11 protein-coding genes are annotated in these 15,123 nt (G+C 68.6%); 5 read left to right on the plus strand and 6 right to left on the minus strand.

Annotated elements, in window-relative coordinates; all coding sequences use genetic code 11:
• Together E1298_RS31750 and pglX are read right to left on the minus strand one after the other, a co-directional pair.
• Nucleotides 1–3,511: BREX-2 system ATPase PglY family protein (locus E1298_RS31750; protein WP_131899831.1), on the minus strand; the 3,511-nt coding region annotated here is incomplete at its 3' end.
• 28 nt (nt 3,512–3,539) lie between these two features.
• Nucleotides 3,540–7,097, minus strand: coding sequence for a BREX-2 system adenine-specific DNA-methyltransferase PglX (gene pglX, locus E1298_RS31755; RefSeq protein WP_131899849.1), 3,558 nt, complete (start codon nt 7,095–7,097; stop codon nt 3,540–3,542).
• A 436-nt stretch (nt 7,098–7,533) separates the two neighbouring features.
• Between pglX and E1298_RS31760 the strand changes: the two genes are divergently transcribed.
• The gene (locus E1298_RS31760) at nt 7,534–7,851 is read left to right on the plus strand and encodes a hypothetical protein (RefSeq protein WP_131899833.1); all 318 of its coding nucleotides are present in this window, start codon (nt 7,534–7,536) and stop codon (nt 7,849–7,851) included.
• A gap of 166 nt (nt 7,852–8,017) precedes the next feature.
• Here the strand turns inward: E1298_RS31760 and E1298_RS31765 are convergent, their stop codons facing one another.
• The 3 genes from E1298_RS31765 to E1298_RS48575 form a co-directional block, all read right to left on the minus strand.
• Entirely contained in the window at nt 8,018–8,599 is a 582-nt protein-coding gene (locus tag E1298_RS31765) for a hypothetical protein (protein WP_131899835.1), read from the minus strand.
• A complete protein-coding gene (locus E1298_RS31770) occupies nt 8,596–9,039 on the minus strand; it encodes an ATP-binding protein (RefSeq protein ID WP_131899837.1) in 444 nt (147 codons plus the stop codon). Before E1298_RS31770 ends, E1298_RS31765 begins: the two co-directional genes overlap by 4 nt.
• A gap of 257 nt (nt 9,040–9,296) precedes the next feature.
• Complete coding sequence (locus E1298_RS48575; RefSeq protein WP_165975776.1) at nt 9,297–10,289, minus strand: hypothetical protein; 993 nt, start codon at nt 10,287–10,289, stop codon at nt 9,297–9,299.
• Between the two features lie 120 nt (nt 10,290–10,409).
• On the opposite strand from E1298_RS48575, the gene E1298_RS48580 reads away from it, so the two are divergent.
• The 3 genes from E1298_RS48580 to E1298_RS31785 are packed head-to-tail and all read left to right on the plus strand — an operon-like array spanning nt 10,410 to nt 12,308.
• Nucleotides 10,410–11,348 carry a helix-turn-helix domain-containing protein gene (locus E1298_RS48580; protein WP_165975777.1) on the plus strand — a complete coding sequence of 313 codons (939 nt, stop codon included), beginning with the start codon at nt 10,410–10,412 and terminating at the stop codon, nt 11,346–11,348.
• Nucleotides 11,349–11,834: a hypothetical protein gene (locus E1298_RS31780; RefSeq protein ID WP_131899841.1), complete on the plus strand. Its 486-nt coding sequence runs from the start codon at nt 11,349–11,351 to the stop codon at nt 11,832–11,834.
• 48 nt (nt 11,835–11,882) lie between these two features.
• Nucleotides 11,883–12,308 (plus strand): NUDIX domain-containing protein, encoded by a 426-nt coding sequence (locus E1298_RS31785; RefSeq protein ID WP_243725934.1) that lies wholly within the window; start codon nt 11,883–11,885, stop codon nt 12,306–12,308.
• Between the two features lie 43 nt (nt 12,309–12,351).
• Here E1298_RS31785 and E1298_RS49725 read toward each other — a convergent pair whose 3' ends face one another.
• Nucleotides 12,352–12,519 (minus strand): excalibur calcium-binding domain-containing protein, encoded by a 168-nt coding sequence (locus E1298_RS49725; protein ID WP_207944954.1) that lies wholly within the window; start codon nt 12,517–12,519, stop codon nt 12,352–12,354.
• A 660-nt stretch (nt 12,520–13,179) separates the two neighbouring features.
• Between E1298_RS49725 and E1298_RS31795 the strand changes: the two genes are divergently transcribed.
• Entirely contained in the window at nt 13,180–15,051 is a 1,872-nt protein-coding gene (locus E1298_RS31795; protein WP_165975778.1) for an ATP-dependent nuclease, read from the plus strand.
• Nucleotides 15,052–15,123: the final 72 nt, after the last annotated feature.

Genomic DNA, 15,123 nt, shown 5'->3' on the forward strand with positions numbered 1-15,123 from the left:
GGGGCGGCGGCGTAGGCCCGGGATCCTCGACGACGAGGTCGAGAGTGGCCCGCTTGGCGTCGGCGAGTGCCGGGGCCAAGGGGGCGGCCTGCTCGTCGCGGCGGGCGACGGCGCGGAGCCGGTCCATGATGAGCCCGGCGCGCTCGGCCTTGTCGCCCCCGGCCGCCGCCAGGGCCGGCAACCGGTTGAGCAGCTGCCAGTCGTCGGGGCTGGCCAGTGCCTCGGAGACGGCCTGCGCCTTTCGCAGGGTGATCCCCAGGACGACGGGTTGGGCCGTACCGAGGTCGAACGCGGCGAGCGAGCGCAGGAGCGGTGTGTCCTCCTTGCCGACCAGCGCTTCGATGAGGGCGTACGCGGTGCGGGCCGTAGGCAGCCTGTCCCCCTCCCCCAGGCCGAGCAGTTCGGTGTGCTTCTGCAGCTCGCTGACCAGCACCTCTGTGTGTGGGAGCAGCAGGCTGGCCGCGCGGCGGAGCTGATCGGCCTGGGCGTGCACCGAACGCGGGCTCCGGACCTGCTGGCGGGGCAGCCGGAACAGCTCATGGGCGCGCCTGTCCGCCGTCTCGAACTCCTCCGGCGACGGAAGCTCCTGCGGGCGCAGCACATAGTCACCGGGAATGTTCTTCACATCGGGCTGCGGAACGACCTGGCCGCCCCGCACCCAGGCACGCGCACGCATCAGCGCGTACGCGCAGACGACGAGGTTCGTCACATCGGACGGCAGGCCGGGTTGCTCGGCCTCGATCCACTCGCGGACCTGCGCGACGGTCACGTCGCCGACGGACGCGCCCCTCTTCGCGGCCTGCTTCGCGGCGTGCTGGTCGAGGGCCATCGGCCAGTTGTCGTTCAGAACGAGCGCGGCCTCCCCCATGGAGCCGAGGCCGAGCGGGTTGACGACGCGCCGGATAGTGGGGATGTCGGTGCGCGGCGGCTCGTGCCGCCGGACGTCGTTCTCCATCGCCTGCTCGATCGCGCCGAGCGCGACCTGGAGGTCCTTCAGCCGGTAGGGGGCCTGCTTGCCTTGGGGCGCGAAGTTCGGGTGCCGGGGATAGCAGTGGTCGAGCAGCTTGCCGCAGACGTGCTCCAGCGCCGCCTCGAATCCGAGCGCCGCGGGCGGGCGGATGTCGACCGAGTCGTCCATTCCCATGATGTGCTGGTCGATCTGCTGGCCGATGTCCGCGTCATCGTGGCTGCCGAGCCCGTACGCCTTCTTCAGGACATCCCGGAGCCGCGTGTCGAGCGCGTTGCAGCGGCTCTCCAACTGGGCACGGGCGTGGTAGCGGTCCTCTTCGGTCAGCAGCGGCGTCGCCTCGCGCAGCCGGTCGCGTTCGAGGATGTGCTTGATGAGCACCAGCTCGCCCAGATCCGAAAGGCGGTCGGGCGACAGGAAGGACGGCAGCCAGCACAGCGTGTCCAGGTTGGCGCGGCGGGGGTCGGCCCGGAGTTCCTCGACGCGGTTGCGGTCCTCCGCGGGCCCGTAGACGTCGTCGAAGGGATAGTCGACGATCACGCGCAGGGCGCCGGGCTCCTCGGCCGCGAAGACCTCCGCGGACGTCTTCGGATCGGCCACGTTCGCGAAGACCAGCTCGACGACGCGGGACGTCCCGCGCCACGTGATGGAGCGGCGGCTGACGAACGCCTCGATGTCGCCTGCCTTCAGCTCCTCCCAGAGCATCTCCTTGAGCAGGCGCCGCTTGGCCGCGTCGTCGTCGACGCTGCGCACCCTCTCCAGGATGCTCTTGGTGTCGACGCCGATCAGTGCGACGTCCACGGTCGGCTTGCCCTCGCCGTGCAGCCGGATCTCGCCGAACTCGCTGGCCAGGTCGCGCAGCGTCTTGTGCACGACCTCGCTCTGCCGGCCGGGCAGCATCGAGGGGACCCAGCCGTGGTTGAGCGCGGCGAGACGGTCGGGGTTGAGCGTCTTCAGCGCCGGGACGCTCGGCACCAGCGCCTTGAGCATCAGCGTCTTGACGATCAGGTCGTCGCCGCGGAAGGCGTGCATGGGCGGCAGCGCGGCGGCCTTGTCCTCCTCCAGCCGGTGCCGGGCCAGCAGCCACGGCCGGAGCCGCTCCAGGTAGAAGTTCTTGGCCTGGTCGAACTCCGAGCGCAGCTTGTCGCTGAAGGGGTCGACCCCGCCGGTCAGCAGCACATCGAAGATCGCGCCGAGCGGGACGAGCTGCCCCGCGGTCAGCAGGTCGCGGTGGTCGACGAGCAGCTGCAACATCAGCTTCAGCGCGGTCCGCTCGCGCTGCAGCGCGCTGGAGATGTCGACCATCGTGTGCAGGAACGCGGGGCTGAACGGGTAGACCGACCGGAAGGCGGCCTGGTCGGTGCCGCCGCCCTGGGAGTCCAGCAGCGCCTCCCACACCTGCGCCTGGGCCCGGGTGATCCGCTCGAACCCGGCCTCGATCTCGGCTCTGGCCTGCTCGTCCTTCGGCTTCAGCAGCCGCTGCCGGACGACCTCCGGCAGGTTGGCGTCGGCGAGCTTGATGAAGTCGAACCGGCCGTCCCAGTGCTTGAGGGTGTCGAACAGCGAGGTCTGCTGCGCGCCCGCGACGTCCCGGCCGACCAGCTCACGCAGGTCGCGCTGGCGGGGCACGAAGCTGATGATCGGCGCGGGCCGCCGCCAGTCCGCCGACTCCACCAGCTTGGCGACCATGCTGGCCTGCTCGGCGACGAAGGCGGGCTTGGCCAGGCGGGTGTTGAGCCACAGCACCAGCTCGTCGAGCAGCAGGATGAGCGCGTCGTAGCCGAGGACGTCCTTGGCGTGCCGGCTGATGATCGCCAGGCCCTCGTCCAGCGGCACGAACGCGTCGGCGTCGCCGCTGACCGCCTGCCGGTAGGCCGCGAGGTGCGTGGCGAGCAGGTCGGAGACGAGGTTCTGCCTCTTCAGATCACCGTGCGGTGCGTTCAGCGAGGCGTCCAGCGCCTCGGCCGTCCAGCCGGTCGGCGTTCCCCACTTGTCGTCCTCGGCGGACGGCAGTCCCGTGATGAACGCCTCGTCCCCCATCGACGCCCGGAGCCGCCGCGCGTTCTCCAGCAGCAGGTCGTCCCGGTAGACCGGCGCCGGGGACGCCTCCGGATGCAGCTCGGCGACGTGCTTGACGTAGTCGCCGAGGACGGCCGAGGCCAGCGTCGTCGACCCGCTCAGGTGATAGGGCACCAGGAGGATCTTGCGACCGCCCAGCCAAGGGTCGTGCTTGTCGACGACGGGGCGCAGCAGCGCCTTGCTGCGCGCGTCCGGATCCTGCTTGACCAGCGCATGCAGCATCGCCATGAAGTGGCTCTTGCCGGATCCGAACGATCCGTCGATGTAGGCGGCGTGCGACGTCCCGGTCTCCACGGCCGACTGGACGATGCCCAGGGCTCGGTCGAACGACTCGGCGAGTTGCGGCGTGACGACGTAGTCGGTCACCGTATGGTGATCGGCGATCCCGGCGGTCAGCTTGAGCACCAGGTCCCCGGAATGCACCCGCTCGGGGATGTCGATGAGGTCGCGCAGCAGCTTGGTCATCGGCTCTCTCAACTCGAAAACGTTCCGGTCAAGTATCCCGCTTGCGGGGCCGTCCTCGCTTCGGTTCGGGCGGGCGCCAGCCGAGGACGTCGTCCCGGGTGAGGCCGTGCTCCTCCAGCACCTGCCGGGTGAAGTCCGCGAAGGCGTCGGCGGGGGGCCGCCCGCCGACGGGGTCCACCCGACCATGCCATTTCCGCAGCCAGGGCGACAACTCCAGAAGCCCGGCCAGCAGCGGAACGGCGTCCTCGCCCCGCTCGATAAGGCCGGCGAGCACGGTCGCCCGCTCCCGGTGGTCCCAGCCTGCCCACCCGTACAGCGGCGTGCCGGGATAGGAGACGAAGCGTTCGTTCGGCATGTTGTAACGGCCGCGCTGGCGCCAGTAGCCGACCCGCCGGAAGTCGGCGGACGTGTACCTGGGCGGCACCGGGATGTCCTCCTGCGTCCCCTGGTCATCCTCGACCCGTTGCAGACGCCATGTCTCCTCCCATTGCCGCTGCTTGCTCAGCCCCGACTTCTTCAGGTAGAAGACCGAGAGATAGGGGACCTCGTGGTCGTGGAGCAGGGCACCGATGACGGCGCCGGCCTGCTCCTCTGGGGCGTACAACGCGAGTGCCTCCACCATGTCCGGCCGCCGGACGAGCCGCTCGGAAAGCTCCTCCGCAGTCCGCGCCGCGGGCCTGCCGTCATCGCCGTACCACAGATCCCTGGTTTCGAGCCGGCCGAGCAGCCAGTCGCGCAGCGCCTCGCGTTCCAAGTCGTCCCAGCCCCTGGTGAGCCAGCGACGCTTGTGCTCGGGCCGTTCCAAGATGGCGAGCGAAGCGCTCTTCTCGATCATCTCTATGCGCTGCCAGACCCGGCGCCGGTAGTCGGACGGCCAGTTCCCCGGGGGCTCGGTGATAGGGCGCGCGTCGTGCCGCTCGAACCAGCCGGTAGTCGCCTGGCCCTCGGCGGCCCGCCGCGCCAGGACGATCTCGAAGGCACGCTGACCCATCTCGATCCCGGGCACGGATTCGGGGGGCAGAGGTTCCTCTTCACCTTCGATGACGCCGTAGCGCTCGTAAATCTCCCAGTCGAGTTCCTCCTGGAGTGCCATCATCCTTCCTCGGACACGGGTCCAGTGCTCTCGCGCCTTGTCCAGCGACGATCGCGAGGGTCCGTCCGTAGCGTCGACGACAGCCGAGGGCAACCACCGGGTCAGTTCTCCCGCGAGATCTCTCAACGTGGCCGCGTGAACCGACCACCGCTCACCCCATTCGCGCTCGCGCGGCAGAGGCAGATCCCGCAGCCGCCCGGGGGTAAATTCGAAGAACCTGTTCCACGGTTCCCCGCCCGCCACCGGCCCGCCCCCTTTGCTCTGGCTGTTCTGCTTCATCCAGAAGGCGGCCATGGAACTGTTGAGCACGGCCGCGAGCTGGGCCACGTCCTGATCGGATGCGGCGGCCGGCAGCCTGATCACCGGCGCCGAGTTGAGCGGTACGGCCGTTCTTTCTTCCATCACCGCGAAAGTCGGATGGGTGGCGACCCAAGGAAAAGTGATGAACGAAGGGTGAGCATCAGGGGTCAGGGTGATGTGGTGCCATTCATACCAATTCCTGCCTGCCTCGGCGAATGTGGCTCCGGAGAAGTTCGGCCGGCCGCGCAGCAGTGTGCGGAACGGCCAGAGCCGTCGAAGATGGCCCGGATAGTCGGAGATCGGGCTCCACCTGACCACGCCTTCCCCGGGCACGAGAGGGAGAAAGCCCTGGCGGGCCGGCACGGCGGTCCAGTCACGGACCTCGGAACCGGTGAAGACCTCGACGAGGGGCGCCGGCTCGGCGCCGGACCTGTACCAGGACGCCGCCGGGGCGGTGAACAGATCATCGGCGCCACTGCTGGCGACGTAGCCGATACGCACGACACGATCCCCCAGTCGCCTACCGTCTCCCATGGCCGCCAGAAGTTCAGCCGTGGCCCGGCCCGCGAGATTCCAGGGAAAGGTGTGCAACGCGGCGCGGTCGAGTTCCTCCGTCCGCGTCCATTCGTCGGGCCGGGCGGAACCGGCCAGCCGGTGCACGATCGATTGCCAGACAGCCCCTTGGGCAGGGTCTTCGGGCGCGAAAGGCTCCGCCCGCAAGCCGATGACGGAGAGGACCGGACTAGCGGGCGGCGGGGGCCGTCGGCGGCCGAAGAGCATCACGGTGGGAGTGCCGTGCCCGGGAATGTAGGCCCCGGACGTGTCGATCACGTGCGTCAGCTCGATCGTCGGCAGGAAGTCTTCGATCAGCCGCTTTCCGAACTCGCGTTTCATGAACGAGTTCGCGACCAGCATCCCTACGTATCCAGCGGCATCGGCTGCGGGCCCGCCGAACTTGGCCAACTGGAAGAAGCGTTCGATGAAGGGGACGGTCATCGCGAAGGAGCCAGTGCAGGAGTCGAAGGCGTCCTTGTAGAGCGCAGCCTCTCCTTTGTCCTTGGGCGTGATGTAGGGAGGGTTGCCCACCACTGCGTGGTAGCTGCCGAAACCAAGGAGATCGAAGCCGCGCGACCCGGACTCGTCAGCAGTGTCGACGTAGTTGGAGACGTCCTCCGTCGCGTACACCGTCGCGCCATGCGGGACGTCCTGCTGAATCCCGGGGGCACTCCGGCCATGCAGCAGGGAGTCTCCGGTGGCCACGATGATCGGAATGTCCGGCAACCGATCGAGCGATGAGACACCACTGGCCTTCATCGCCTCCACGAGGAGCCGGAACCGCGTGATCCCGGTCGCGGCCGGATGCTTGTCGACGCCGTGGACGGACAGAAACGTCCGGCGGATGTGTTCCCAGATGTCGATGCCGGGTTCGGCCTCGCGCCAACTGCCGAGGATGCGGTGGAAGGCGCCGAGGAGGAAATGACCGGAGCCGCAGGCCGGGTCGATCAGCCTAAGGCCGGACAGTCCGAACGTGGCCATCGCGGGGTCGAGGGTCTGGTCGAGGACGAACTCCTCAACGAACTCCGGCGTCTGGAGGAGTGCGTACGTCTTCTTGGCGTGGTCTGAGAGGTCCTGGTACAGGTCTCCCAGGAAGCCGGTGTCCCACCTGGCGTCGGTGAAGTCGTGGACGATCCCACCGTCCTCGCCACGCCGCCGCCAGAAGTCGAGCAGGGCCATGGCCGCGTCATGTGAAATCTCGATCTGCCGCATCGGGTTGTGGGCCTGATCGAACAGGCCAGCGGCGGTCGGCGAGCGCGACATCTCCTTGAAGCCCGCAAGGATCCAGTCTCGGTCTGTGTCGTGCGGGTTCTGCCGTATGTAGTCGGCTTGGCGCTCCTGGGCCAGGGCCAGCCTGCCTCCGGGCCCCGCGATGAACGGGATGTCGATCAGGCCGTTGTCCTCGCAGAAGCGCAGGAACACCGTCCCCAGTACCCAGGCGACGGCGGCTTGGGCGACCCGATCTCCCAGCCACGTCTTGTACGAGGCGGCGATCCGACGCGTCGCGCGAGCCCCTTGCCAGTCCTCCTGGAGGCGGGTACGAGTCTCCTCGTCGTCTTCCGCGCGCTTCCGCAGGTCCCCCTCAAGGACTGCGACCTGCGTCCTCAGGTCGGCGAGCAGGGCAGACCGCTCGATCACTCGCTCCTCCTCACCGCCCAAGCCCAGGTGGGCGCCGCGACCCGGTGCCCGTCACCCTATTCGGCGCTGGACCCGCTAGCCGACTCCTCCAAGTCTCGAAAATACTGAGACGTGTTAGTAGTGCTTCCGTGTAGACTCCTCCACATCCCCGCAAGCCCTTCGCAGACGGGTCTGCATAGCTCCAGGGCTGAGCTACACCAGCTCTCCCCTGAGCACCGTCTTCGATTCGTAACTACCGAAGCGTGTTAAAGATACTCCTCAGGAGGCAAGGGATGGCCCGCTCGGCGCTTCGCATCGACGAGGACCTGGTCTTCCGGTTCGGCTTCTCGCAGCAGCTCAACGACGTGCTCAAGGAGGCGAGCGGGCATCGCGTCCGCTGGGATGCCGATCTGCGGGGCTTCGCTCTGCCGGTGTCCTCCGTGGCCCGGACCCGGAGTTGCAGGCGTCCCTCGGCGCCTTCATCACCGACAACCGCTTCACGGCCGATCCCGAGGTGAAGCTGCTGCTGAACGGCGTGCGGGGCAAGGAGGTCCAGAACCGGACGGGCGCGCACTGCCCCGACTGCGGGACCGGGCGCCGCGCGGGTACGCACGGCCGGCGCGAGCCGCTGCTGGAACGCCTGACCCGTGCCATCGCCGACCTCGACGCGATGTTCGGTCGCCTCTGGCGCCTGCGCACGGTTCGTGTCGTCCTTTTCGTGGTCCTCACCGTGGTCGCCACGCGGTATCCGGGTGCGTGGCAGGCGCTGCTGTGACCTACCCCGGACCGCCACCCGGGCCATCAGGCTTCCCGCTCAGCGATCCGCGCTGAGCGGGAAGCCCCGTCTTCAATACCGGTAATACACGTATTACCGGTGGCCCCGACAATGCACAATGTTGTGCAATGTGGATGCCCGGTCCGCGTGCTGTCCTGGCGGAGGTTCAGAGTTCGCCGCGTCTGTAGGCATGGTAGTAGCTGGTCAAGGCCGGTGTGTCGTACGAGGGCCACCGTGTGAGAGCGCCGGTGGCGCGATCGATGATGACGACGCCGGTGCCGGCGTCATTGTCGGCACCGGCGGAATGGGGGGCCGGGCGGGCGATGTAGCCCGCGTCGAACTCCTCGATGGCGAGCACGACATGGCGCCCCTCCACCCCGGTGTAGTAGGCGTCGGCGCGGCGCCACGCCTCGGGCCGGTCAACGTGACCGGGCTGGACGGCATAAGCGGCGAGGACGTGGGAAACGGCGTGGATCGTATGGCAGCGTTCGATTCCGCAGGCCATACAGATCATCCGGTCATAGGGGTCGCGACCGTACCGGTGCACCCCCAGGACCGTGGTGAGGGCCGCCGACACCGCCAGCGCAAGCGTGCGCGCTTCTCTGACGAAGGACAGCGTGGACGCGTCGAGGGCGCCGGCCGCGTTCCCGGCGAGGCGGTCCAGGGCGTGCGGGTCGGCGCGCATCGCGACGGCCATGGTGGACCGCACCTGCGCGACCGTCCGTTCGCGGAGGTCTCGCGCGCTCATGCCGCCCCCTGCGCGGACGTCTCGGCGGCCGTGAAGAGCGCGGCCACGATACGGGACCGGTCGTTGCCGAACCACCCCCAGCCGTCGGCGGTCAGCGAGACCGCCAGCAGGCCGCGGCCGCACTCGGCGTCGTCGGCGGCGGCGGAGGCCACGGGCTCGGACGGTGCGCCCTCGTCGATGACGGCGACGGCGACGGCACCGTCCCAGCGGGCGATCTCGACGGTGAAGCTGCCGCCGGACTGGCCGGACTTCGTGTGCCGCAACGCGTTGACCACCAGCTCGTCGACCGCCAGGAGCAAGTCGTCCAGGATGGGGCAGCCCGCCAGGAGCGCTGCGGTGAAGCAGCGAGCGGCCGCCGCCTGGACGGGCTCGCCAGGGAAGGCCCGCCGCCAGCGTTGAACGTCGGAGGCGGCGGGCATGCAGGGCATCGCGGTCAACATCGAGCACCTCACCAGAAGGATCACCGTTGTCGGTTTCTGGTCCTCATGGTCACAGCAGGTAAGCGCCCGTGCGCGAGATATCGCCGCGCAATCCGGCCGGGAAGACGGATTCGCACGCCCAGTCGGTGAACGTTCAACTCCCGAACGCACGGCAATGCGATTCACGCGAGCTGAACGTTCATCTCTCCTCGGTATCGGCAGCCCTGGTATCACCCCAAATACGCAGGTTAGGGACGGGCGACGTCCTATGCCGGGAGTTATAGGCAGAACGGACCGTGATGTCCCCGCGGCACTCCGAAGGCTGCACCGAAGGGCTTTGGGCCGTGGCGCTGCTCCAGCCATGCGCCGACGGACCGCCTATCTCCGCTGATCATGGCGGAGACAATGGTTCGGTGGAGTTCGCCGTGCTCGTCCCCGCCCAGTTCGCGGAGCGTGGCGGCATACCGAGCGGTGATGTCCCGCCAGAAACCGTGCAGCGCGGTGCTGTAGGCGGACTCCGCGATTCCGGTGCCGAAAGCGGACGAGCCGAGGTCGGGTTTTCCGGTGACGTCACCGAACGCCAGGCGGTCGATTCCCCGGCCCGGACGGGTGATGCCACAGCGCTCGGCGGTGGTTCGTGCGACGGCTGTGGCCTCCCGGTCCGTGGCACCTTCCATGAGGATGCCGAGATTGCGCGTGGAACGGGCGTTGGGCTCGTCCCGTCGGGAGCGGGATCGGCCATCAGGGCCGCGGGCGTTGAGGCCGTACTGGACGCGGGCGATGCCGCCCTCGAAGACCCGGTAGCGGCGGAACGTGGCGAAATGCAGGGTGTCATGGGCGTAGGCGCGCAGCAGATCGAGCGCCACCAGGGCACCGGGAGGCTTCGGGGTCACCGTCAGGTCGCCGTAGGCGGTGATGATCGCGGCCATCTGGAGATGGCGGTACCCCTGGTTCGGGTAATGGAAGCCACCGAACGGGGACCCGGTGACAGCGTGAATCCCGACACGGACCCGGGCGGGAGGCAGCAGGCGGGTGATGCCGTGGTCGCCGTAGCGGTCCGCGAGTACCTCAACACCGGTCGTGAAGACGTCCGCATCGATCCAGGGCAGCCGCAGCGCGGCGGGCAGCGCGGCGAAAGCCAGGTCGGGGTGCGCGGACGTGACGTCCGGCAGACGCATGGCGGTCAGGCGTTCGAGCAGTTGCGTCCGCTCGGGGCCGCGTCCCATGAGTCGCTCGCGGGGCCCCAGAGGAGCCGTGGATGGAAAGCTCATTCGGGTTCTCCTTTCGTTGTTCCTCCCAGGGAGCCCGAACAGGGAGCGACGCGAAAGCAGATGTGCATTTCAGGCAAACGACCTTGCGTACCACGCAAGTCGATCTATTTGCTCTTCTCGGTGGAGACAACCGTCATTTACCGTGTGAGGGACATCGTGCGCACACAGGGGATCATGATGGACGATGCGTCAGCCCTCGACAGAATGCACCGTGCAGCAGCGTCCGGGGATCATGCCACCGTGCTGCGGCTCGCCCGTCAGGCCCATCGGATGACGCAGGCGCAGTTGGCCCGGAAGTGCGGCTACTCAGCGGCGAGCATCTCCCGGTTCGAGACCGGACGGCGGCGCTTGGCCGACACGTCGACGCTGCGTTCTCTCGCCAGGGTGCTCGACATACCGCCAGCTCTGTTCGGTCTCGCCACGCCTCCGCCTGTCACTCTGTTACATGGGCTAAGGGCATCCGATGTGACTAATGTGGTCCGCGTCGCTGGTATCTATGACGAGGACGGTGACGGCGACGTGCGCAGACGCGAATTGCTGGTGGGTATGGGCGGGCTTAGTGGCCTTGCGCTCGCGGGCACCGCCCTCGGCACCGATCGGGCGACGGCCCAGCTGGAGGCGGGACTGGCCGGCGCCGGCAGCCCGTCGCCCATCGCGCTGCCCGAACTGCGCAGGCAGCTCGGCGGCACGTGGAAGGCCTTCACCGCGACCCGCTACACCGGAATCGCCGAACGCCTTCCTGGGCTGATCGGCTCGGCCGCGGGCGGCCGCGACGCCTCGACCGGCGCCGAACGCGAAGCCTATTCCGCTGCTCTGGCCGACGCCTACGTGCTGGCCTGCGAGCTGTCGGTCAAGCAGGGACGGGACGGCCTCGCCTGGGTGTACGGGGACCGGGCCCTACAGGCCGCGCGCGACACCGGCAGAGCACCGTCGATCACCACGGCGACCCAGTCCGTCGGCATGGCGATGCGCCGCATGGGCCACTACACGGCCGCCACGGATCTGCTCGTGCGCACAGCACTCGGCCTCGGGGCGGACAAGGGAACTGCCCCGCCCTAGGTGCTCGCCTCTTACGGATCACTGCTCTGCACCGCCTCCTACGCCGCGGCACAGCACGGCGACCGCCACCAGGCGATCGACCTGATCCAGGAGGCCGAGAGCGCGGCGCGGCGGTTAAAGGGGACGCGGCCGGCGAATCCTGGGCGGCGGCACTTCTCGGCGGCGAACGTCACCGTCTACCGGATCGGCGTCCACCACGCTCTCGGCGAGGACGGGACGGCGCTGACCCATGCCGGACGCGTCCGGCAGCACGAGCTGGGCACAGCGGAACGGCATGCCCGCTTCTGCATCGACACCGCTCGCGCGTGGGAAGGACAGGGCAAGCCGGCACGGGCCTTCGAGGCGCTCAGGGTGGCCGAGCGGAGGGCGCCCGAGGAGATCCGCAGGCCGTCCGTACAGACTCTGGTCGGTTCCCTGCTTCAAGCTCCCGGGCCGGCGCCACGGGGACTGCGTGAGATGGCCGTGCGCATCGGCGCGCCCCGATGAGGCGCTGACTCCGGCTTGCATCGCATCCTCGCACGCCTTTGGAAACTGTTGAACGGCCGCCTTCAATGGCGGCTCGTCCGGCTCAGGCACCGGACGTTCCTGGTCTATGCGGCGGGGATCGTCCGTGACGATCAAGGGCGCGTCCTGGTGCTGCGGCACCGGCTCTGGCCGGAACATCGCGCCTGGGGTCTGCCGGGCGGATACGTCAATCCGCGCGAGCGGCTGGAGGACGGCGTCGCCCGCGAGGTCCGGGAGGAGACGGGCTTGGAGGTCGAGGTCACGAGCCCTCCGGTCCAGATCCTGAGCGGGTTCGAGTTCCGCGTCGAGGTGTACTACGCGGCGAAGCCGACCGGCGGGCGGCTCGAACTGCAGACGGCGGAGATCCTTGAGGCCCGCTGGTGCGCCGCCGACGAGTTGCCGGCCGAGATGCCGGACCAGCACCGCGAGCTGATCGCCACACTCGTCCTGTCCTGACTCATCACTCCACGCCATCGCGTCGCCCTGGGCAGCGTGCGGCCTACCGCGGTTCGCAGTCGAGGCCGTCCCCGTCGCGGTCGATGTACCAGTCGTACTCGGGATCGGTTCCCTTCTGGTAAGGGCCGTATCCGTGGGCGTTCGCCTCCTTGCAGGTGTCGAACCGCGGATCGAGGCCGGATTCCGGCTCCTCGCTCTCGTCACTTGGCACGCCGGTCGGTTCCACTGGTGGCGTGACATCACGGCTTCTGCGCTGCCGCTCCGTCGGCCTGTCGGTCGGCTGCCTGTCGGTCGGCTTCGGCTTGGCCGGAGGCGTGACCGCCTTTGGCTTCGGGGTCGTCTTCTTTTCCGTCGGTGCCGTGGTGTCCGGAGTAGTGGGCGGCGGCGCAGGAGGCTGCTCACTCGGTTCCGGGTCTCCGGTCGGCGGGGACGTTCTGGCTCGCGTTGAGGGGCCGGTCGTCCCGGCGCGGCCGCGGATGGCCTCGCGGCCCAAGGTAGAAGCGCTCGAGCATCCGCCTGGGACGGCTCCTCGCCTGGTTCTGGCCAGCCGGACCTGGTTGGAGAACGCGAAGGCATCGAAGACTCCTCTCCGTTGTCGTCCCGCCGCTCCAGACCCTTCCCGCCCACACCCGGCTTGCCGATCAGAGACTGAACACCAAGTCTTGCAGCGGTAAAAGGGCACAGAGCACGCCTCAGCAGCGGCGCCAGTACACCGAACACTGCGTCGCTCCTCCACTCGACCTGCGCAAAGACCGGAAGAGCTGCCAGGAGGGCGTAGGTTCTCAACCTCGGCGCACTCTGGCCAGTCACTGAATTCCGGTTGCGGTGAGGCGTCTGGGACCGATGAGGTTCATGGGTGCGAATACGACGCGTGGCGATCAAGAACTACCGGTGCCTGCGGGACGTGGACGTCGACTTCGACTGCATCACGACCTTCATCGGCCCCAACGGGGTGGGCAAGTCGGCCGTCCTCCGAGCCCTGGACTGGTTCTTCAACGGGACGGCGCAGACGCTCACCGAGGAGGACGTCTGGGCCGGAGCCGATGCGGAGGACAGGCAGATCAGCGTCGAGGTCGAGTTCTGCGACCTGACCGACCTGGACCGTGCCGCGCTCGGGAAGTACGCGGCCGGTGACACGGAGACCGTCCGGCTGTGGCGCCGCTGGGAGGACGGCGCGGCCAAGCTGTCGGGCCACGCCCTCTCCTATCCGCCGTTCGAGCAGGTGCGGCGGCTGGAACGGGCCGCGGAACGCATCGCGCGCTACAGGACGCTCCGCCAGGAGAGCCCCGCACTCGGCCTGCCTTCCATCACGAGCGCCAAGGGGGCCGAGGAGGCGATGACCGAGTGGGAACACCAGCATCCGCAGATGCTGGTCGCCACGGAGATGACGGCGGACAGCCACTTCTTCGGCTTCGCCGGGCAGGCGAAGATGACCGGGCTGTTCGACTACGTCTTCGTCAGCGCGGACCTGCGTGCGGTGGAGGAGGGCCGCGACGCGAAAGGCTCGATCATCGGGCGGATCATGGACCAGGCCGTGGACCGCTCGCAGGTCGAGAAGGAGATGCTCGACCTGCACGCGGTGTTCGAGGACACGCGCGGCAAGATTCACGCCGAGCACTTCGAGGCGCAACTGGACGAGCTGTCGGACGAACTGACCCGCGAGGTCGAGCAGCTCACGCGGGGCCGCAGGCTGCGCGTCACCTCCTACGTCCCGGAGATGCGGATCCCGCAGGCCCAGTTCCAGGTCTCGGTCGAGGACGGCACCGCCAGCACCCGTGTCGACCAGCAGGGGCACGGCTTCCAGCGGGCCGTGCTCATCACCGCCCTGCGGGTTCTGGCGGAGCGGAAGGCCAGCGAGGCGAGCCGGACGGTGTTCCTGGCGATCGAGGAACCGGAGCTGTTCCAGCACCCCGTCCAGGCCAGGACGTTCGCCTCGGTGCTCCGCACCCTCGCAGAGCAGACCGAGCGTGGAGTGCAGATCGCCTACGCCACGCACAGTCCGTACTTCCTGGAGACGGACGGGTTCCACCAGGTCCGCCGGCTGACCCGCACGAAAGAGGATGGTGCCCCATCGGTTCGCGTCCACTCGACCACGCAGGACGCCGTCAGGAACCGTCTCGGATCGAGCGCCGGTGACGCGAAACTCATGAGGCAGATAGCACGGGCCTACCTGTCGGAAGTGCCGGAGGCGATGTTCGCCCGCGCGGTGATCCTGGTGGAGGGCATCACCGACAAGGGCGTCCTGGAAGGCTGCGGCCTGCGCGGCGACCCCCTCAACTCCAGCGGCATCATGGTGGTCGGCGTCGAAGGCAAGCAGAACCTCCGGCTGCCGTACGCGATCCTCGCCTCACTCGGGATCCCCACCTTCCTGGTCTTCGACGGGGACGTCCACAACGCCGACCGCAAGGCCGACCAGAGCGACGAGAAACTGGCGACCACGATCGCGAAGGAGAGCCAACGGAATCACCACCTGCTGACCCTCCTGGGTGAGGAGCCAGAGGACTGGCCTGAGACGCGAGTCAGGAACAACTACGCGGTGTTCCACGACACCCTGGAGAGATTCCTGAAGCAGGAGTGGCCGGACTGGGAGGTAACCCAGAAGGACCTCATCAACAACGGCCACGGCACTGCGGGCAAGAGCGAGCACACTTACCGCGAAGCCACCAAGCGCACGAAGTCCCTTCCGCCACCCCTCCTTGAAGAGATCATCGGCCACGCACGCCTGATGGCCAAGGAGAACTGAGACGCGCGCCAAGCTCCGGCGGGGCCGCCACTCCGCCAGCCGCCCCGGCCGGAGCCCTCCACCCTACGAAGC

The organism is Actinomadura rubrisoli (genome assembly GCF_004349215.1).
GTDB classification, from domain to species: domain Bacteria; phylum Actinomycetota; class Actinomycetes; order Streptosporangiales; family Streptosporangiaceae; genus Spirillospora; species Spirillospora rubrisoli.

Coding starts and splice junctions, on each gene's coding strand:
- E1298_RS31765 (WP_131899835.1), bottom strand. CDS start 8,599: ATGAGCGCGCGAGACCTCCGCGAACGGACGGTCGCGCAGGTGCGGTCC.
- E1298_RS31770 (WP_131899837.1), bottom strand. CDS start 9,039: ATGTTGACCGCGATGCCCTGCATGCCCGCCGCCTCCGACGTTCAACGC.
- E1298_RS48575 (WP_165975776.1), bottom strand. CDS start 10,289: ATGAGCTTTCCATCCACGGCTCCTCTGGGGCCCCGCGAGCGACTCATG.